The organism is Aromatoleum petrolei, from assembly GCF_017894385.1.
In the GTDB taxonomy this organism is placed as follows: Bacteria; Pseudomonadota; Gammaproteobacteria; order Burkholderiales; family Rhodocyclaceae; genus Aromatoleum; species Aromatoleum petrolei.
The window spans coordinates 4,246,576-4,264,632 of the sequence record NZ_CP059560.1 but is presented as its reverse complement, the minus strand read 5'-3'; the positions used below and the strand labels follow the sequence as shown (position 1 = coordinate 4,264,632).

Genomic DNA, 18,057 nt, shown 5'->3' with positions numbered 1-18,057 from the left:
GCCCTGCCAACTGCGGTTCATCCCGCCAGCGCCGTGCGCAACGTGGCGCCGCCGAGGATGCGCGTGAGCTTGTCCGCGTACATGGGATCGGTCGCGTAGCCCGCCTGCTGCAGGCTGCGGGCGAACCCCGCGGCGTCGGTCTGCCCCAGCACCTCCGCATAGCGCGGATTGCCGCGCAGCAGGTTCGCGTAGTCGCGAAATGCCTCGGCATACGAGCCGTAGGCACGAAAACGCGCGTTTTCCGTATAGGGACGGCCGTTCGCGTATTCGGTAACCGGCACCTCGACCACAGCGCCCTTCCAGTTCGGCCCCGCCTTGATGTTGAAAAGGTTGTAGCTCGGCGAACCGTCAGCGCGGCGCAGCTCGCCACGCCCCCAGCCCGTCTCCAGCGCCGCCTGCCCGACCATGAAATGCGCGGGGATACCCGTGCTGCGGCTGGCTTCACCCGCGTGTGCCCACACGCGATTGACGAAATCGCGCGCGCCTTCTGGGACAGGGCGCGATGACGATTGCACCTCCACCGCCTCCCCGGCGTCGCCCGCCCCCCGAAGCCCGCCGGCATCACCACGTGGCTTGCCGATCGCCGCACCGAGCCGAGCGGCAAACTCCGCCAGTTCGTCAGGATCGACGGCGGCGTTTGCCGCCGGCAACTCGCCACCGGCAACGATTGCCGCCCGCCGCGGAATGCGCGACACATCGAGGCTGCTTTCACCGTCCCCAGCCTGGGCAGGAGCTTCGCCGCCAAGCTGCCGCACGATCGCGTCGGCGAGGCCGACACCGCGCCCCTGCGCCATGTTCATCGCCATCTGCTGATCCTGCAGCGCCTGGAAGAGCCGCGTCTGGTCGCTGTCGAACATGCCCGTCGAAGGCATCGCATCGCGCATCGACTTCAGCACCATCTGCATGAACAGCGCCTCGAACTGCTTGGCCGCCGCGCGCAGGCCCTCGGGCGAGTTGCCGTCGCGCGCCAGTCGCTTCATGTCGGCAAGCGCCCGCGGATCCATCGCGTTTATCTGGGTGGCGGCAACCATGTCAGATTACCTCCAACTCCGCGCGCAGCGAACCCGCGGCCTTCATCGCCTGCAGGATGCTCACGAGATCCATCGGTGTGGCGCCGAGGGCGTTCAGCGCTTTCACGACCTCCGCGAGGTTCGCACCGCTGCGCACGTTGTGCAGCGTGCCCTGCCCCTGCTTGATATCCACCGATCCACTCTGCGTCGTCACCGTGCGGCCGCCGGATAGCGGCGCCGGCTGGCTCACCGCGGTATCGACGCCCACCGTGACGGTCAGGTTGCCGTGGGCGACAGCGACGTTCTGCAGCGTCACGGCCTGGTTCATCACCACCGAACCGGTGCGCGAATTGACGATCACCTTCGCCGCCTGGAGCACCGGCGTGACCTCGAGGTTCTCCAGCTTGCCGAGGAAGGCCACGCGGTCGGAGGGATCGAGCGGCGCGCGCACCTGGATGCTGCGCCCGTCGAGTGCCTGCGCGGTCCCGCCGGAAGTCGCCTGATTGATCACATCGACGACGCGGCGCGCGGTGCCGAAATCGGTGTCCTTGAGCTCGAAGGTCACGAACTCGCCCTGCGCGAGCGCGGTGGGTACGGCACGCTCGACCGTCGCGCCGCCGGGAATGCGCCCGGCCGACAGGTGATTGATCGTCTGCGAGGCACCGCCGCCCGCAGCCCCTGCCCCGCCCACCAGCAGATTGCCCTGCGCGACGCCATACACCTGCCCGTCGGCGCCCTTCAGCGGCGTCATCACCAACGTGCCGCCGCGCAGGCTCTTCGCATTGCCGATCGACGACACCGTAACATCGATCTGCTGCCCGGGCCGCGCGAACGGCGGCAGGCTCGCAGTGACCATCACCGCCGCGACGTTCTTAAGCTGCAGGTTCGTGCCCGGCGGCAACGTCACCCCCATGTTGCCGAGCATGTTGATGATGCTCTGCACCGTGAAGGGCGTCTGCGTGGTCTGGTCGCCGCTGCCGTCGAGACCGATCACGAGGCCGTAACCGACGAGCTGGTTCTCGCGCACCCCGGCAATCGTCGCCAGATCCTTCAGCCGTTCGGCCGCGAACGCCGTTCCCGCGACGAGCATCACCAGCACGCACGCGAGCGCGCGAACAAGCCTGCCATTGCCCCACATCATCGACTCCCGCGACGCATCCATGCGCTCAGAACGGCGACACCGCAACGAAAAAGCGCTGCAGCCATCCCATCGTGTTCGATTCGTCGATATAACCGCTACCCTTGTATTCGATCCGCGCATCCGCGACTTGCGTCGACTGCACCGTGTTCGCGGCCGTCACGGTGTTCGGATTGATCACACCGGAAAAGCGGATGAACTCGTTGCCCTGGTTGATCGCCATCTGCTTCTCGCCGGACACGAGCAGGTTGCCGTTCGGATACACCTCGATCACCGTTACCGTGATCGTGCCGTTGAACACGTTGTTCGCCGCCGACGCGCCCGCCCCCTCGAAATCCGATTCCACGCCGGCCTGCAGATTCATGCCCGCGAGGCCCGACAGCGGCACCTTCGACGCTGCCGTGATGCCGCCAGTGACGTCCGAGGCACGCGATGCGCTGCTGTTGGCGCGCTTCTGCGCGGTGTTGCGTTCGACCAGATTGATCGTCAGCGTGTCGCCGACGAGCCGTGCGCGACGGTCCTCGAACAGCGGACGCAGTTGCGCGGTCTGGTAGATCGAGCCGTTCGCGGGCGCCATCTGCGCGCGTGCCTCCGGCCGCACCGTCATCGGCTGATGCACTACCGTCGGCGGCGTCGAATAGATCGACGCGCAACCCGACAGCAGCAGCACCGCAATCGCCCCCAGCACCTGACGCATCATGATCCGCTCCTTACAGCTGCGTCAGCCGTCCCAGCATCTGGTCTGACGTCTGCACCGCCCGCGAATTGAGCTCGTAGGCGCGCTGCGTCGTGATCATGTTCACCAGTTCCTCGGCGACGTTCACGTTCGAGGTTTCGACGTACTGCTGATTAAGCACGCCCGCACCGTTGGTCCCGGGCGCATTGGGCGTCGCGACGCCGCTCGAGGCGGTCTCGCGGAACAGGTTCTCGCCCGCGCTCGACAGGCCCCCCGGATTCACGAAGGTCGCGATCTGGATGTTGCCCACCACCGTCGGCGCAGTCTGGCCGGCCTGCAGCACGCTCACGGTGCCGTCCTTGCCGATCGTGATCGTCTGCGCGTCGTTCGGGATGATGATCGCCGGTTCGAGCGGATAGCCGCTCGCCGTCACGATCTGCCCCTGCGAGTCGAGCTGGAATGCGCCGTCGCGCGTGTAGGCTGGCGTGCCGTCCGGCAGCGTCACCTGGAAATAGCCGTTGCCCTGCACCGCCATGTCGAGCGGATTGCCCGTCTGCTGCAGGTTGCCCTGCGTGTGGATGCGCTCGGTCGCCACCGTGCGCACGCCGGTGCCGATCTGCAGGCCGCTGCCGATCTGGTTCTGCTGCGTGTTCTGCGCGCCCGGCTGACGGATCGTCTGATAGAGCAGATCCTCGAACACGGCGCGTGCACGCTTGAAACCATTGGTGGAAACGTTCGCGAGGTTGTTCGAAATCACGTCCAGCTGGGTCTGCTGCGCCTCCAGGCCGGTCCGTGCAATCCACAATGAGCGAATCATGATCCTGACTCCCTTTCCTTCGCAGGCAGACGGTCTGCCTGCAGTCTCGGGGTCAGTTTACGGCGCGAACGATCGGCTCAATCGCGCGAACACCCGCCGAAAACACCCGCTAATTCCCCTACCCGCCCGCCACCCGTCAGCGGGCGGAAAGCACCTGCGCACCCGCCCGATCATTCGCCTCGGCGGTCTGCAGCATCTTGGTCTGCATCTCGAACTGCCGCGCCAGCGAGATCATCTGCACCATCTGGTCGACCACGCTCACGTTGCTGCCCTCAAGGTACCCCCCCGCCACGCGCACGTTCTCGTCCTGCGGCGCCACGGCACCATCCTGCAGACGGAACAACCCGTCGTCGCCACGCACCAGCGAGGCCTCGGGCGGATTCACGAGCTTGAGCCGGCCGATCACGTTGATGACGTTCTCGGCCCCGCCCGCCTGGAGCGCTGAAATCGTGCCGTCCTTGCCGATCAGGAACTCGTTGTCCGGCGGGATCGTCACGGGACCGCCGTCGCCCAGCACAGGCAGGCCGCTGCGCGTCTGCACGACGCCGTTCGGACTCAGCTGCAGGCTGCCGTCGCGCGTGTAGGCCTCGCGCCCGTCCGGCAACTGCACCACCAGCCAGCCCTTGCCTTCGACCGCCACGTCCAGAGGTCGCCCGGTGTGCTGCATGGGGCCCGCCTCGAAGTTCGACGCCACGCTCGCGTCGACGACGAAGGCGCGCGTCGCGAGCCCTTCGCCCTGCACCGGGACCGCGCGTAACTTGTGAAGCTCCGCACGAAAACCCGTTGACGTGGCGTTCGCCAGGTTGTGGGACACGGCAGCCTGCTGGCCCATCGTGTGCTTCGCCCCGGTCATCGCCGTGTAGATCAGCCGATCCATGATCCGTTCCCCCTATCCCGCGAATCGTGCTATGCCGATCAGCGCAGGTTCACCAGCGTCTGCAGGATCTGATCCTGGGCGCGCACCGACTGCGCATTGGCCTGGTAGGCGCGCTGCTGCACGATGAGCTGGACCAGTTCCGCCGTGAGGTCCACGTTCGCCTCCTCGATCGAACCCGCGTTCAGCAAACCGAGGTTCGCGCTGCCCGGCACGCCGACGATCGGCTGGCCCGAATCCGGCGACTCCGCCCACAGGTTGCCACCCAGCGACAACAATCCGTTGGGGCTCTGGAAGTTCGCCAGCACCACCTGGCCGAGATCGCGGCTCTGACCGTTGCTGTAGCGCCCGAGGATCACGCCGTCGTCGCCGATCGTGATGCCGGTCAGGCGACCGGACGCGAAACCGTCCTGGCGCAGCGTATTGACGCCGAACGCGCTACCGAACTGCGACGAATCCGCCAAATCGAAGCTGATCGTCTGCGTTGCCGAAGCGCCGGTGCCTGCAAACTCCGGGAAGGTGAGGTCGAACTGGCCACCCGCAGTCATCGTGCCAGCGGTGTCGAACTGCAGCGGCGAGCCCGGCGCCGGAATCGCGATCGCGTCGCCCGTGCCATCGACCTGGTAGAACCCATCCCACGTGCCCGCAGCGGTCTTCTGGAAGAAGAAGGTCAGTGTATGCGCGTTGCCCAGCGTGTCGTAGGCGGTCGCCGAAGTCGAGAAGTTGTACCCCCCCGCAGCCGTGTTCGTGCGGTCGAGCGGTGTCGGGTTGGTTACGTCAAAGGACGGCGAGATCGGCTCGCGCGAGTCAAAGTTCATCGCTAGCGTCATCTGCGAAGACGGATTCGGCTGCACGTCGGAGAAATCGAGTTGCAGGCGCTGCGGCTCGCCCCCGGTCAGGATCACGCCGTTCGTCGCCGCGTAACCGGTGAGCTGGAAGCCCTGCGAATTGACGATGAAGCCGTCCTTGTTCACATCGAACTGCCCGTTGCGCGAGTAGGCAATCGACCCATCCGGCGAGGACATGCGGAAGAAGCCGTTGCCGTTGATCGCGACGTCCAGCGGATTGTTCGTCGTCGTGATGTTCCCCTGCGAGAACAGTTGCGTCACCGCCCCAATCGCCGAACCGATACCCACCTGCACGCCGGCCGCAGCGCCATTCAGCGCCGCCGCGAACACGTCGGAGAACTCCGCGCGCCCCGCCTTGAAGCCGACCGTATTCGCGTTCGCGACGTTGTTGCTGATGACATCGAGGGCCTTTGCTGACGAGTTAAGTCCGCTCAAACCTTGCTGGAAAGCCATGGCCGTCTCCCTGGAAACTCGATCTCAAACAATTCTTCAAACGATCTGCCGGACATCGGACATCTTGAAGATGCCCATGTCCCCAACCTGCAGATCGGTACCCTTGGTGCCGCGCACCACGCTGGTCACCGCACCGAATTCGAGGGCTTCCGCCGTAATCGGCTTGCCGCCGGTCACCGCCTCGATGCTCACCTTGTACTTGCCGTTCGCTGCGCGGCTACCGTCGAGCGTCGTGCCGTCCCACTGGAAGTTGTGCGTCCCTGCATCGAAGGAACCCAAGTCCACCGCCGCCACCTCCAGGCCCTGCGCATCCTTGATGTGCATCGTCACCGCATCGGCCGGCACGTCGAGCGCAAAGCCGCCGATCGACCCCGCGTCGCCCAGCTTCAGGCCCGAGCCCGGAACCAGCACGCCACGCCCCACCAGCGACGCCGCCTGCATCGACTCGGAAGACTGCTGACCCTCAAGGATCTGGGTCAGCATCGTGTTGAGCCGCTCGATGCCATCGACCGTGCTGATCTGCGCGAGCTGCGAAGTCACTTGGGCGTTGTCGAGCGGATTCATCGGATCCTGGTTCTTCAACTGCGCCGTCAGCAGCGTCAGGAAGCGCCCCTGGCTATCCACCTCGTCCTTCGACGAAGCACTGTCCTTGCGCCCGAGCAAGGCCAATGCCGACTCGGCCGCAGCGGACACGTTGTTATTCACCGTTGCCATGATCGCTCCTCAAACCTTACTGGCCGATCTGCAGCGTCCGCTGCAGCAAGGTGCGCGCCGTGTTCATCACTTCCGCGTTGTTCTGGTAGGCGCGTGAGGCCGAAATCATGTTGGTCATCTCCTCGACCACATTCACGTTCGACATCTCGACATAGCCCTCAGCGTTCGCCGCCGGATTGCTCGGGTCATAAGTCAGGCGCCCGGGTTCCGCGCTCTCGACGACGTTCGAAACCGTGACGCCGACGCTGTTCGGCCCCGACACCGGCGCAGCGGTGAACACCACCTGCTTCGCACGATAGGGCTGGCCGTCCGGCCCCGCGACGCTATCCGCATTCGCCAGGTTCGACGCCGTGGCGTTCAGCCGCGCCGACTGCGCATGCAGCGCGGACCCGGCGATCGCAAATACATTAAACATGCTCATGGACGCCTACCCTCCCCTTACTGGCCGGTGATCGCCGTCTGCATGCTGCGCAGCAGGCCGTTGATGAAGGTCACGCTCGCCTCGTAGTGCACCGAGTTCTCGGCAAAGGCGGCGCGCTCCACGTCCATGTTCACCGTATTGCCGTCCACGCTGGACTGGAACTCGCGGCGATACCCGACATAGGCGCCGAACTGCATCTGCTCCGCTACATCGAGGTGGCGCGAAGACGTGCTCGCCAACGCGAGCGGCCCCATGCGTTCACTGAGCGCCCCCTTCAGCGCGGAGCGGAAATCGATGTCGCGCGCCTTGTAATTCGGGGTATCCGCGTTCGCGATATTCGACGCCAGCATCTGCTGCCGCTGCGCCTGCAGGTTCAGTGCCGACTGATGAAACTGCAGCGCGCTGTCGAGTTGGGTTTTCATGGCATCACCTCAAGTTCTGTCGCCAACGGCCGTTAAGCTCTTCATCGGCCGGCACCGGGTTCATTGCACCTTCCATGCCAGCAATCTTAGTCCCGCACCGGCAAGCCCCTAACCGCGATAAGACCGGCAAATACCGGCCAATTCCGCCGCTTTCCACAGTGAGGCGGCAGCGCCCGGCAAGCGCCGGCGGAAAACTTTGCCGGTTGCCGTTCGGCCGGCCGCATGGTGGAATGCGCCCATGCTTTCGAACCGACTCATGCGACTTTTCTTCCGCAACGCCATCATCTCCCTGCTTGCCCTGGGCCCCACGTTCGCGGCCGGCATCGCCGCCGCACAGCAGCCCCTGCCGCCAGTCCGCCAAGCCGTGATGGCGTTTCTCGGCGAGCAGACTTCGGGCCTGCCGGGCAAGGTCGGAATCACCGTAGATGGGGTCGACCCGCAGAACCAGCTCCCGGCGTGCTCCGAACTCGTTCCCTTCCTCCCTCCGGGTACACGCGCCTGGGGTCGGATCAATGTCGGCGTCCGCTGCGACTCTCCCGTCGTCTGGACGATCTATGTGCCTGCACAGATCTCCGTCGTCAGCGACTACCTGGTTGCCGCACGTCCGATCCGTGCCGGCCAGGTGATCGCACCGACAGATCTTGAGCGCCGCAGCGGAGATCTCGCCGCCGAAGCCCCCAACACCCTCACCGACATGACTCAGGCGGTCGGCCACAACGCCCGTTTCACCATCGCCGCAGGCAATACGCTGCGGACCGACATGCTCCGCCTGCCGCAAACGGTGCGGCAGGGCCAGAACGTCAAGGTCATCGGAACCGGTAGCGGCTTTACCGTCACCAATGAAGGACGCGCGCTCAATGCCGCGGCCGCAGGAGAACCCGTCCGCGTGCGACTCGGGAGCGGCCAGGTTGTCTCGGGCAAAGCGCGTGGCGACGGCGTCGTCGAGCTCGATTTCTGATCTCGCAACCCGTCGAAATATTTGCCTAAAGTTTTCGCCCCGGCGGTCGTAAACACGATCAGAGACCGCTTAATGGGAGTAGCGCCATGAAAATCGAAGGAACGCTCAAACCGCCGGGTTCCGCCCCCGTGGCAGAGGCCCGCGAAAAACGTCCGGCCAGCACGACGGTCGCCACCGCGGCGAATGAAAAGGTCGAACTGTCCTCGCTATCGTCGAGCCTCAACAAGGCCGAAGCCGCGATGGCCTCGACCCCCGAGATCGACCGCGGCCGTGTCGATGAAATCCGTCAGGCGATCAGCGAAGGACGCTTCAAGATCGACGCCAACCGCATCGCCGACGGACTCATCGACAGTGTGCGCCAGATGCTAGACGCGCAGAAATAGTGTCCGTGAGCCTGCAACCCGAACTTCAACGGCTCGTCCAGCTGATCGACAGCGAGGCAGTATTGTTGCGCGGCTTCCTTGCGCTGCTTGAACGCGAGGAAGCCCTGCTTCTCGCCGGCGATGCCGACGGCCTCCTCGTCCTCACCCGCGAAAAGACCGAGCGCTTTCACCAGCTGCAGCGCATCCACAACGACCGCGCCCTGTTGCTTGGCAAGCTGCGTCGGCCGAACACCGATGCGGCGATCCGCAACGTGTGCCAGCCCTTGCCCGACACGATCAGGCGCTGGGATGAAATTCACACGCTCGCACGCGATGCGCAGGCCCGCAACGAACTGAACGGCAAGCTGATCTCCGAGCGCCTCCAGCACAATCAGGCCGCCATGTCGATCCTGCTCGAAGCCGCCCGGAAGCCGCAGCTCTACGACGCCGCCGGCATCGCCCGCCCCAGCAGCGGCGGCCGGCATCTCGGCAGCGCCTGAATAAAAGGCAAAGGGCACGGCGGAGATCGCCCTGGCGAGCCCTCGCTACCTGCGACGTGCCCTTCCCCTCCTACGGCAACGCAAAATCGGCGCACTCTCCGCGCCGCCGTCGGTCAAATCCGAACGACCTTCAACAGGTAATCCCCGTACGGCTCGCCCGCCTTCTCAGAGCCCGCCCAGATCCTCGATTGCATCCACGACCATGCTCGTACCAATCGCAATCATCAGGATATCCCCCGCAACGCGGACAAACTTGTGCCCTGCAGGTGGAACCCCGAGTTCAACGACGAGCGCAGGCGGCAGATCGTAATACACGACATCCCGCGGCAACGTCCGCCCCACCGACCACTTTCTTGCCTGCCCGGGCGGCATACAGCCATTGCCCTTTTTGGCAAGCCCGGGAGGACACTTTCCCGAAACGCCTTCGCGAGCGAAATACTCGCGGATCACCGTCCGCTCGCGCGTCTCAAACCGAGTCACCACATGGCGTCCGCCATCATCGCGCGAACGTACAACGCGATCCCGGCCATCCCGATCCGCGGATCCCCTTCCGTCCCGCTCGACCTTCGGCTGCCCTGCCCCCTTCCCGCCGTGCCCCTTGTCACCACGCTCCTGGTGTCCGCCCTTACTGCCTCCACCCGCGTGATCGGGCTTCTCCGCATACACGAAACCACATCCCAACAGACCCGCAAGCAGCGCGACTATGACTTGCGCCTTGCGCAAACGGAATGGTTGCATCGTCTATCTCCTCGAAATTGGTCAGATTCGTGGGCCACAAATCCTCCGGCACCGGTTCAGGGCAACGCACGGAGGCCTAGCGGAGGTTGACAACAACATACACCAACTTGCGCCGGTGCCGAACACGCGACACATCGTTAACGCAAAAACCCGCTGACCTGAGGTCAGCGGGTTTTTATTGTAGTTAGTCTGACGATGACCTACTTTCGCACTCAAGGAGAGCACTATCATCGGCGCGGTCCTGTTTCACTGTCCTGTTCGGGATGGGAAGGAGTGGTTCCGGGACGCTATGGTCGTCAGACTGTAAGGGGTCACAAAGGGGAGAAGTAGGGAGTGTGTGGGGTGTGTGATTGTATGGCGTGTTGAGTTCGCTGTGATCCAGGGTTATAGGATCAAGCCTCACGGGCAATTAGTATCGGTTAGCTTAACGCATTACTGCGCTTCCACACCCGACCTATCAACGTTGTGGTCTTCAACGACCCTTCAGGGGGCTCGAGGCCCCGGGGAAGTCTCATCTTGAGGCGAGTTTCCCGCTTAGATGCTTTCAGCGGTTATCTCTTCCGTACTTAGCTACCCGGCGATGCGACTGGCGTCACAACCGGTACACCAGGGGTACGTCCACTCCGGTCCTCTCGTACTAGGAGCAGGTCCTCTCAAACTTCCAGCGCCCACGGCAGATAGGGACCAAACTGTCTCACGACGTTTTAAACCCAGCTCACGTACCACTTTAAATGGCGAACAGCCATACCCTTGGGACCGGCTACAGCCCCAGGATGTGATGAGCCGACATCGAGGTGCCAAACTCCGCCGTCGATGTGAACTCTTGGGCGGAATCAGCCTGTTATCCCCAGAGTACCTTTTATCCGTTGAGCGATGGCCCTTCCATACAGAACCACCGGATCACTATGACCTGCTTTCGCACCTGCTCGACTTGTCGGTCTCGCAGTCAAGCCGCCTTTTGCCATTGCACTATCAGTACGATGTCCGACCGTACCTAGGCGACCTTCGTACTCCTCCGTTACCTTTTGGGAGGAGACCGCCCCAGTCAAACTGCCTGCCATGCACGGTCCCCGACCCGGATTCACGGGCCCAGGTTAGAACCTCAACGACACCAGGGTGGTATTTCAAGGTTGGCTCCACGGCAACTGGCGTCACCGCTTCAAAGCCTCCCACCTATCCTACACAAGTCCCGTCAAAGTCCAATGCAAAGCTACAGTAAAGGTTCATGGGGTCTTTCCGTCTAGCCGCGGGGAGATTGCATCTTCACAAACATTTCAACTTCGCTGAGTCTCAGGAGGAGACAGTGTGGCCATCGTTACGCCATTCGTGCAGGTCGGAACTTACCCGACAAGGAATTTCGCTACCTTAGGACCGTTATAGTTACGGCCGCCGTTTACCGGGGCTTCGATCAAGAGCTTGCACCCCATCACTTAACCTTCCGGCACCGGGCAGGCGTCACACCCTATACGTCCACTTTCGTGTTTGCAGAGTGCTGTGTTTTTAATAAACAGTCGCAGCCACCGATTCTCTGCGGCCCCTTCGCCCTTCGGATGTACTCCTACAAGCTAATGGGGCATACCTTCTCCCGAAGTTACGGTATCAATTTGCCGAGTTCCTTCTCCTGAGTTCTCTCAAGCGCCTTAGAATTTTCTTCCTGCCCACCTGTGTCGGTTTGCGGTACGGTCGATTTTAGACTGAAGCTTAGAGGCTTTTCCTGGAAGCATGGTATCAATCACTTCGGTCTCGAAGAGACCTCGTCATCACGCCTTGGCTCAGCCCCGCGGATTTGCCTACGGGGCACGCCTACACGCTTAAACCGGGACGTCCAACACCCGGCTGACCTAACCTTCTCCGTCCCCCCATCGCATCTAAAACCGGTACGGGAATATTGACCCGTTTCCCATCGACTACGCATTTCTGCCTCGCCTTAGGGGCCGACTCACCCTGCGTCGATGAACGTTGCGCAGGAAACCTTGGGCTTTCGGCGAGGGTGCTTTTCACACCCTTTATCGCTACTCATGTCAGCATTCGCACTTCCGATACCTCCAGCATCCCTCTCGAGACACCTTCGCAGGCTTACGGAACGCTCCCCTACCATCTCTTTCGAGATCCGCAGCTTCGGTTCATGGCTTGAGCCCCGTTACATCTTCCGCGCAGGACGACTCGACTAGTGAGCTATTACGCTTTCTTTAAAGGGTGGCTGCTTCTAAGCCAACCTCCTAGCTGTCTATGCCTTCCCACTTCGTTTCCCACTTAGCCATGTATTTGGGACCTTAGCTGGCGGTCTGGGTTGTTTCCCTCTTGTCCCAGGACGTTAGCACCCCAGGACTGTCTGCCGTATATCACTTTGCGGTATTCGGAGTTTGCTATCGCGGGGTAGATCGCAGTGACCCCCCCAACGATTACAGTGCTCTACCCCCGCAAGTGTCCGTACGACGCACTACCTAAATAGTTTTCGGGGAGAACCAGCTATTTCCGGATTTGTTTAGCCTTTCACCCCTATCCACAGCTCATCCCCTAATTTTTCAACATTAGTGGGTTCGGACCTCCAGTACCTGTTACGGCACCTTCATCCTGGCCATGGATAGATCATCCGGTTTCGGGTCTACGCCCAGCAACTATGTCGCCCTTATCAGACTCGGTTTCCCTACGCCTCCCCTATTCGGTTAAGCTCGCTACTGAACGTAAGTCGCTGACCCATTATACAAAAGGTACGCAGTCACCCCACAAGGAGGCTCCCACTGTTTGTATGCATGCGGTTTCAGGATCTATTTCACTCCCCTCCCGGGGTTCTTTTCGCCTTTCCCTCACGGTACTGGTTCACTATCGGTCGATCACGAGTATTTAGCCTTGGAGGATGGTCCCCCCATCTTCAGACAGGATTTCTCGTGTCCCGCCCTACTTGTCGCACGCTCAGACCCGCCACCTACTTTTCGCATACGGGACTATCACCCTGTGTTGTCGGACTTTCCAGACCGTTCTGCTAAGTAAATGGTTTAGTCGTGCAGGCTGCTCCCCGTTCGCTCGCCACTACTTGGGGAATCTCGGTTGATTTCTGTTCCTGCGGCTACTTAGATGTTTCAGTTCGCCGCGTTCGCCTCCTCTGGCCTATGTATTCAGCCAGGGATACTCCAAAAGGAGTGGGTTTCCCCATTCGGACATCGGGGGATCAAAGCTCCATTGCCAGCTCCCCCCCGCTTTTCGCAGGCTTGCACGTCCTTCATCGCCTGTGATCGCCAAGGCATCCACCACATGCACTTAGTCGCTTGATCCTATAACCCTGGACCCTGTCGCCAGGGATCCACGTCATAGGCGAACTCACGCTTGTGCGCCGCCACCGACCGCTGGTTCAAAGCGTCGATGACGACAATGCAATCACACAACCCATGTTCGATCTTCGTCTTCACGCGCCGCTGACACAGCGCAACGAAGATCGCACACTTTACTTCTTCCACTTTGTTAAAGAACACTGGCACTAGGCCTAAGCACTACGCACCCCGTGCGCACTGCTTAGCCCTACTCGCGAGCCCCTGTCGCTGCCCATCGAAACGATGGTGGAGGATGACGGGATCGAACCGACGACCCCCTGCTTGCAAAGCAGGTGCTCTCCCAGCTGAGCTAATCCCCCTCAGGATCCGGTGGTGGGTCTGGTTGGGTTCGAACCAACGACCCCCGCCTTATCAAGACGGTGCTCTAACCAGCTGAGCTACAGACCCTCGTCAGACTCGAGGCTCTTGCCTGAACAACCGATAAGTTGTGAGTACTCGGACAGCGGACCTGTCTCTTGAAAGGAGGTGATCCAGCCGCACCTTCCGATACGGCTACCTTGTTACGACTTCACCCCAGTCATGAATCTCACCGTGGTAAGCGCCCTCCCGAAGGTTAAGCTACCTACTTCTGGTGAAACCCACTCCCATGGTGTGACGGGCGGTGTGTACAAGACCCGGGAACGTATTCACCGCAGCATGCTGATCTGCGATTACTAGCGATTCCGACTTCACGTAGTCGAGTTGCAGACTACGATCCGGACTACGATCGGCTTTAAGGGATTGGCTCCAGCTCGCGCTTTGGCAGCCCTCTGTACCGACCATTGTATGACGTGTGAAGCCCTACCCATAAGGGCCATGAGGACTTGACGTCATCCCCACCTTCCTCCGGTTTGTCACCGGCAGTCTCGCTAAAGTGCCCAACTAAATGATGGCAATTAGCGACAAGGGTTGCGCTCGTTGCGGGACTTAACCCAACATCTCACGACACGAGCTGACGACAGCCATGCAGCACCTGTGTCCTGGCTCCCGAAGGCACTCCCTGATCTCTCAAGGATTCCAGGCATGTCAAGGGTAGGTAAGGTTTTTCGCGTTGCATCGAATTAATCCACATCATCCACCGCTTGTGCGGGTCCCCGTCAATTCCTTTGAGTTTTAACCTTGCGGCCGTACTCCCCAGGCGGTCGACTTCACGCGTTAGCTGCGTCACTCAGTGAGTTACCTCTCCGAACGACTAGTCGACATCGTTTAGGGCGTGGACTACCAGGGTATCTAATCCTGTTTGCTCCCCACGCTTTCGTGCATGAGCGTCAGTATCGGCCCAGGGGGCTGCCTTCGCCATCGGTGTTCCTCCACATATCTACGCATTTCACTGCTACACGTGGAATTCCACCCCCCTCTGCCGTACTCTAGCTGTGCAGTCACAAGCGCAGTTCCCAGGTTAAGCCCGGGGATTTCACACCTGTCTTACACAACCGCCTGCGCACGCTTTACGCCCAGTAATTCCGATTAACGCTCGCACCCTACGTATTACCGCGGCTGCTGGCACGTAGTTAGCCGGTGCTTCTTCTGACAGTACCGTCATCCACCTCCCGTATTAGGGGAAGCGTTTTCTTTCCGTCTGAAAGAGCTTTACAACCCGAAGGCCTTCTTCACTCACGCGGCATGGCTGGATCAGGGTTGCCCCCATTGTCCAAAATTCCCCACTGCTGCCTCCCGTAGGAGTCTGGGCCGTGTCTCAGTCCCAGTGTGGCGGATCATCCTCTCAGACCCGCTACGGATCGTCGCCTTGGTAGGCCTTTACCCCACCAACTAGCTAATCCGACATCGGCCGCTCCAATCACGCGAGGTCTTGCGATCCCCCGCTTTCCCCCTCAGGGCGTATGCGGTATTAGCTACGCTTTCGCGTAGTTATCCCCCATGACTGGGCACGTTCCGATGCATTACTCACCCGTTCGCCACTCGCCGGCAGGCCGAAGCCCCCGCTGCCGTTCGACTTGCATGTGTAAAGCATGCCGCCAGCGTTCAATCTGAGCCAGGATCAAACTCTTAAGTTCAATCCAACAAAGCACTCAAAGAAATCATTACTGACTTACTGTTGAGCACTCAATCTTTGCAACATTAAAACCGCCGAAGCAGTTTCGGTCGCGCCAACCAAGCACTCACACTTATCGGTTGTCCAATTTTTTAAAGAACCGCTGCCGAAGCAGCGAGAAAGAGATTCTGACAAACTTGCTTCACTTCGTCAAGCACCGCAGCAAACTTTTTTCCAACTCGCCGCCGCAACACCCGCTTCTCTTTCTCCTCCAGCCGCCCCGGACAATCCGCCGCAGCGCTGAAGAGGCGCGAATTATATAGACCCTAATTAAGCCGTCAAGCGCTTTTTGCGCCATGCTCTATTTCGACATATCAGACACGTTAGTACTGTGCTCAATTCGCAACCCGTCGAGGAACTGTCTCGTGAAACTGTTCTATGCCGACCATTTCGTCCTCCCCCTGCCTGAGGGTCACCGCTTTCCGATGGAAAAGTATTCTCTTCTCCGCAAGCAGTTGATGCGCAGTGGCGGGTTTTCACCGGACGACTTTGTCGTTCCGCCAGCCGCCGGCGACTCGGACATCCTGCGGGCGCACGATGCGATCTACCTCGACGGCGTCGTGCATGGAACTCTGGATCAGGCGGAGCAGCGGAGGATCGGTTTTCCATGGTCCCGGCAGATGGTGGAGCGCTCGCGACGCTCGGCAGGGGCGACGCTGGCCGCCTGCAGGCAGGCGCTGGTCGAGGGCTGCGCTGCGAATCTCGCCGGTGGAACGCATCACGCCCACCGCGACTTCGGCTCGGGATTCTGTGTGTTCAACGACGCGGCAATCGCGGCGCTGTCAATGCGGGCGGAAGGCCGGGCACGGAGCGTGGCGATCATCGACTGCGACGTACATCAGGGAGACGGTACTGCCGCAATCCTGTCCGGCGATCCGGATGCGTTCACGCTGAGTATCCATGGCGAGAAGAATTTTCCCTTCCGCAAGGCGAGATCCACCCTCGACATCGAACTCCCGGACGGGACCGGCGATGCGACCTATCTCGCGGCGCTCGGCGGCGGTCTGGAGGAGATTCTCGAGGCGATGAAGCCGGATCTGGCGATTTATCTTGCCGGCGCCGATCCGTATCGCGACGATCGCCTGGGACGGCTCGGGCTTAGTTTCGAGGGACTGGCTGCCCGCGACGAGATGGTCCTGCGATGGTGCGTGGACCACGGCACGCCGGTGGCGATCGCGATGGCAGGCGGGTACGCGCGAATCATCGAGGACACTGTCGCCATCCACGCGGCAACGATCGCGACGGCGGCCCGCTTCTCTCCTGCACTGCAAGCAGCCGTGCGCGGGCGAACGGCACGCAGTTCCGCGCCGCCTCGCCCTTAGGAACGGTCAGCGGGCGCCGGCGGCCTGCCGGCGGCTGCGTTCGGCGCGCAGCAGGCCGGCGATGTCGGTGTTGCCGTTGTCCAGCGCCCAGCTTTCGGCCGTGAAGCCGGCGTCGTTCTTCTGGTCGAGATCGGCGCCGGTCTTCAGCAGACGGCGGACGACGTCGATGTGGCCGTTACGTGCTGCAAGCATCAACGAACTGGATCCGTTCGGGGCAAGCGCGCCGACGTCGGCGCCGCGCGCGAGAAGCCGGTCGACGATCTCGGCGCGTCCCTCGAACGCCGCATACATCAGCGGCGTCCAGCCATCGTGGTTCACCTCGGCACCCGCTTCGAGCAATACGTCGACGATGGCGATCTCGCCCTTGAGCACGGCCAGCATCAAGGCCGAATCACCCGCCGCGTTGCGCAGCGACACCTTGGGGCGGTGCTTGAGCAGTTCCTTCACGGTGTCGAGGTTCCCTTCACGCGCGGCGAGGATCAGCAGGGTGCTGCCTTGCGCGTCGACGGTGTTCGGATCGACGCCGCGTGCGATGAGTTGCATGAGTTGCGGCGTGTCTCCCCGACGCGCCGAGCTGAGGGCGTCTTCGTAGCTGTCGGCTTGCGCGGTCGAACCGAGGAACGCGCTGGCGAGGATCGCGGAGACGAGGAGGCGCTTGATCGATTCAGTGGGCTTGGGCATGGCGAAAGAGGCGGAAGAAGTTTTCGGTGGTGGCCGATTCGATGCGCTCGAGCGGTTCATTGCGCAGGCGGGCGATCTCTTCGGCGACGTGGATGACCCAGGCAGGTTCGTTGGTCTTGCCGCGATGTGGAACCGGCGCGAGATACGGGGCGTCGGTTTCGATGAGCAGGCGGTCGAGCGGCACGTATTGCGCGACGGCCTTCAGCTCCCTGGCGTTCTTGAACGTGACGATGCCGGAGAACGAGATGTAGAAGCCGAAATCGAGGGCGGCCTCGGCGACGTCGCGCGATTCGGTGAAGCAGTGCATCACGCCGCCGGCTTCACCGGCGCCCTCCTCGCGCATCAGGCGCAGGGTGTCGTCGGCGGCGGAGCGCGTGTGGACGATCAGCGGCTTGCCGCATTGGCGGGCGGCACGGATATGGGTGCGGAAGCGTTCGCGCTGCCATTCGGGCGCGTCCTTCTGCCAGTAGTAGTCGAGGCCGGTCTCGCCGATGGCGACTACTTTGGGGTGCTCGGCAAGTGCCAGCAGGCGGGCTGCGTCCGGTTCTTCGACACCGTCGTTGTCAGGGTGCACGCCAACCGAGGCGAACAGGTTGGGGTGGCGCTCCGCGAGCGCGAGGACTCGCGGGAAATCTTCCATTTTGACGCTGACGCACAGGGCGTGGCCGACGCGGTTCGCGGCCATCGCCGCAAGGATGGCTTCTTCGCGCTCGGCCAAATCGGGGAAATCGAGGTGACAGTGTGAATCTACGAACATCGATG

General features: G+C 62.0%; 16 protein-coding genes, 2 tRNA genes and 3 rRNA genes. 4 read left to right on the top strand and 17 right to left on the bottom strand.

Going from position 1 to position 18,057, the window contains the following annotated elements:
* Nucleotides 1-17: 17 nt before the first annotated feature.
* The 9 genes from flgJ to flgB form a co-directional block, all read right to left on the bottom strand.
* Nucleotides 18-1,031, bottom strand: a complete 1,014-nt coding sequence (gene flgJ / locus ToN1_RS19500; protein WP_169208691.1) for a flagellar assembly peptidoglycan hydrolase FlgJ — start codon at nt 1,029-1,031, stop codon at nt 18-20.
* A gap of 1 nt (nt 1,032) precedes the next feature.
* Nucleotides 1,033-2,100, bottom strand: a complete 1,068-nt coding sequence (locus ToN1_RS19495; protein WP_244861073.1) for a flagellar basal body P-ring protein FlgI — start codon at nt 2,098-2,100, stop codon at nt 1,033-1,035.
* A 76-nt stretch (nt 2,101-2,176) separates the two neighbouring features.
* Complete coding sequence (locus ToN1_RS19490) at nt 2,177-2,848, bottom strand: flagellar basal body L-ring protein FlgH (protein ID WP_169208690.1); 672 nt, start codon at nt 2,846-2,848, stop codon at nt 2,177-2,179.
* Between the two features lie 10 nt (nt 2,849-2,858).
* Entirely contained in the window at nt 2,859-3,641 is a 783-nt protein-coding gene (gene flgG, locus ToN1_RS19485; protein WP_169208689.1) for a flagellar basal-body rod protein FlgG, read from the bottom strand.
* A gap of 136 nt (nt 3,642-3,777) precedes the next feature.
* Nucleotides 3,778-4,518, bottom strand: a complete 741-nt coding sequence (gene flgF, locus ToN1_RS19480) for a flagellar basal-body rod protein FlgF (protein ID WP_169208688.1) — start codon at nt 4,516-4,518, stop codon at nt 3,778-3,780.
* 38 nt (nt 4,519-4,556) lie between these two features.
* Entirely contained in the window at nt 4,557-5,816 is a 1,260-nt protein-coding gene (gene flgE / locus ToN1_RS19475) for a flagellar hook protein FlgE (RefSeq protein ID WP_169208687.1), read from the bottom strand.
* A 36-nt stretch (nt 5,817-5,852) separates the two neighbouring features.
* Nucleotides 5,853-6,530: a flagellar hook assembly protein FlgD gene (locus ToN1_RS19470; protein ID WP_169208686.1), complete on the bottom strand. Its 678-nt coding sequence runs from the start codon at nt 6,528-6,530 to the stop codon at nt 5,853-5,855.
* 16 nt (nt 6,531-6,546) lie between these two features.
* On the bottom strand, nt 6,547-6,951 hold the full coding sequence (gene flgC / locus ToN1_RS19465) for a flagellar basal body rod protein FlgC (RefSeq protein WP_169132577.1): 405 nt from the start codon (nt 6,949-6,951) through the stop codon (nt 6,547-6,549).
* A 17-nt stretch (nt 6,952-6,968) separates the two neighbouring features.
* On the bottom strand, nt 6,969-7,373 hold the full coding sequence (gene flgB, locus ToN1_RS19460) for a flagellar basal body rod protein FlgB (protein WP_169208685.1): 405 nt from the start codon (nt 7,371-7,373) through the stop codon (nt 6,969-6,971).
* 238 nt (nt 7,374-7,611) lie between these two features.
* On the opposite strand from flgB, the gene flgA reads away from it, so the two are divergent.
* The 3 genes from flgA to ToN1_RS19445 all read left to right on the top strand — a co-directional run bounded on the left by flgA (nt 7,612) and on the right by ToN1_RS19445 (nt 9,193).
* Complete coding sequence (gene flgA / locus ToN1_RS19455; RefSeq protein ID WP_169208684.1) at nt 7,612-8,331, top strand: flagellar basal body P-ring formation chaperone FlgA; 720 nt, start codon at nt 7,612-7,614, stop codon at nt 8,329-8,331.
* 86 nt (nt 8,332-8,417) lie between these two features.
* Nucleotides 8,418-8,714 (top strand): flagellar biosynthesis anti-sigma factor FlgM, encoded by a 297-nt coding sequence (gene flgM / locus ToN1_RS19450; protein WP_169208683.1) that lies wholly within the window; start codon nt 8,418-8,420, stop codon nt 8,712-8,714.
* 5 nt (nt 8,715-8,719) lie between these two features.
* Nucleotides 8,720-9,193 carry a flagella synthesis protein FlgN gene (locus ToN1_RS19445; RefSeq protein ID WP_210147867.1) on the top strand — a complete coding sequence of 158 codons (474 nt, stop codon included), beginning with the start codon at nt 8,720-8,722 and terminating at the stop codon, nt 9,191-9,193.
* 165 nt (nt 9,194-9,358) lie between these two features.
* Here ToN1_RS19445 and ToN1_RS19440 read toward each other — a convergent pair whose 3' ends face one another.
* The 6 genes from ToN1_RS19440 to ToN1_RS19415 form a co-directional block, all read right to left on the bottom strand.
* Nucleotides 9,359-9,931: a hypothetical protein gene (locus tag ToN1_RS19440; RefSeq protein WP_169208681.1), complete on the bottom strand. Its 573-nt coding sequence runs from the start codon at nt 9,929-9,931 to the stop codon at nt 9,359-9,361.
* Between the two features lie 187 nt (nt 9,932-10,118).
* A 5S ribosomal RNA gene (rrf, locus tag ToN1_RS19435) occupies nt 10,119-10,232 on the bottom strand.
* Between the two features lie 87 nt (nt 10,233-10,319).
* Nucleotides 10,320-13,203: ribosomal RNA gene (locus ToN1_RS19430) — 23S ribosomal RNA — on the bottom strand.
* A gap of 280 nt (nt 13,204-13,483) precedes the next feature.
* Nucleotides 13,484-13,559 (bottom strand) — tRNA-Ala (locus ToN1_RS19425).
* Nucleotides 13,560-13,570: 11 nt separating this feature from the next.
* Nucleotides 13,571-13,647, bottom strand: a tRNA-Ile gene (locus ToN1_RS19420).
* Between the two features lie 71 nt (nt 13,648-13,718).
* Nucleotides 13,719-15,254, bottom strand: a 16S ribosomal RNA gene (locus ToN1_RS19415).
* Together the 16S, 23S and 5S rRNA genes with 2 tRNA genes alongside form the textbook arrangement of a ribosomal RNA operon.
* Nucleotides 15,255-15,657: 403 nt before the next feature.
* Between ToN1_RS19415 and ToN1_RS19410 the strand changes: the two genes are divergently transcribed.
* Nucleotides 15,658-16,614, top strand: a complete 957-nt coding sequence (locus ToN1_RS19410; protein WP_169205752.1) for a histone deacetylase family protein — start codon at nt 15,658-15,660, stop codon at nt 16,612-16,614.
* A gap of 6 nt (nt 16,615-16,620) precedes the next feature.
* Here ToN1_RS19410 and ToN1_RS19405 read toward each other — a convergent pair whose 3' ends face one another.
* Nucleotides 16,621-17,295 (bottom strand): ankyrin repeat domain-containing protein, encoded by a 675-nt coding sequence (locus tag ToN1_RS19405; protein WP_169205650.1) that lies wholly within the window; start codon nt 17,293-17,295, stop codon nt 16,621-16,623.
* Nucleotides 17,279-18,052: a TatD family hydrolase gene (locus tag ToN1_RS19400; protein ID WP_169205651.1), complete on the bottom strand. Its 774-nt coding sequence runs from the start codon at nt 18,050-18,052 to the stop codon at nt 17,279-17,281. Before ToN1_RS19400 ends, ToN1_RS19405 begins: the two co-directional genes overlap by 17 nt.
* Nucleotides 18,053-18,057: the final 5 nt, after the last annotated feature.

Coding starts and splice junctions, on each gene's coding strand:
- flgJ (WP_169208691.1), bottom strand. CDS start 1,031: ATGGTTGCCGCCACCCAGATAAACGCGATGGATCCGCGGGCGCTTGCC.
- ToN1_RS19495 (WP_244861073.1), bottom strand. CDS start 2,100: ATGCTCGTCGCGGGAACGGCGTTCGCGGCCGAACGGCTGAAGGATCTG.
- ToN1_RS19490 (WP_169208690.1), bottom strand. CDS start 2,848: ATGATGCGTCAGGTGCTGGGGGCGATTGCGGTGCTGCTGCTGTCGGGT.
- flgG (WP_169208689.1), bottom strand. CDS start 3,641: ATGATTCGCTCATTGTGGATTGCACGGACCGGCCTGGAGGCGCAGCAG.
- flgF (WP_169208688.1), bottom strand. CDS start 4,518: ATGGATCGGCTGATCTACACGGCGATGACCGGGGCGAAGCACACGATG.
- flgE (WP_169208687.1), bottom strand. CDS start 5,816: ATGGCTTTCCAGCAAGGTTTGAGCGGACTTAACTCGTCAGCAAAGGCC.
- ToN1_RS19470 (WP_169208686.1), bottom strand. CDS start 6,530: ATGGCAACGGTGAATAACAACGTGTCCGCTGCGGCCGAGTCGGCATTG.
- flgC (WP_169132577.1), bottom strand. CDS start 6,951: ATGAGCATGTTTAATGTATTTGCGATCGCCGGGTCCGCGCTGCATGCG.
- flgB (WP_169208685.1), bottom strand. CDS start 7,373: ATGAAAACCCAACTCGACAGCGCGCTGCAGTTTCATCAGTCGGCACTG.
- flgA (WP_169208684.1), top strand. CDS start 7,612: ATGCTTTCGAACCGACTCATGCGACTTTTCTTCCGCAACGCCATCATC.
- flgM (WP_169208683.1), top strand. CDS start 8,418: ATGAAAATCGAAGGAACGCTCAAACCGCCGGGTTCCGCCCCCGTGGCA.
- ToN1_RS19440 (WP_169208681.1), bottom strand. CDS start 9,931: ATGCAACCATTCCGTTTGCGCAAGGCGCAAGTCATAGTCGCGCTGCTT.
- ToN1_RS19405 (WP_169205650.1), bottom strand. CDS start 17,295: ATGCCCAAGCCCACTGAATCGATCAAGCGCCTCCTCGTCTCCGCGATC.
- ToN1_RS19400 (WP_169205651.1), bottom strand. CDS start 18,052: ATGTTCGTAGATTCACACTGTCACCTCGATTTCCCCGATTTGGCCGAG.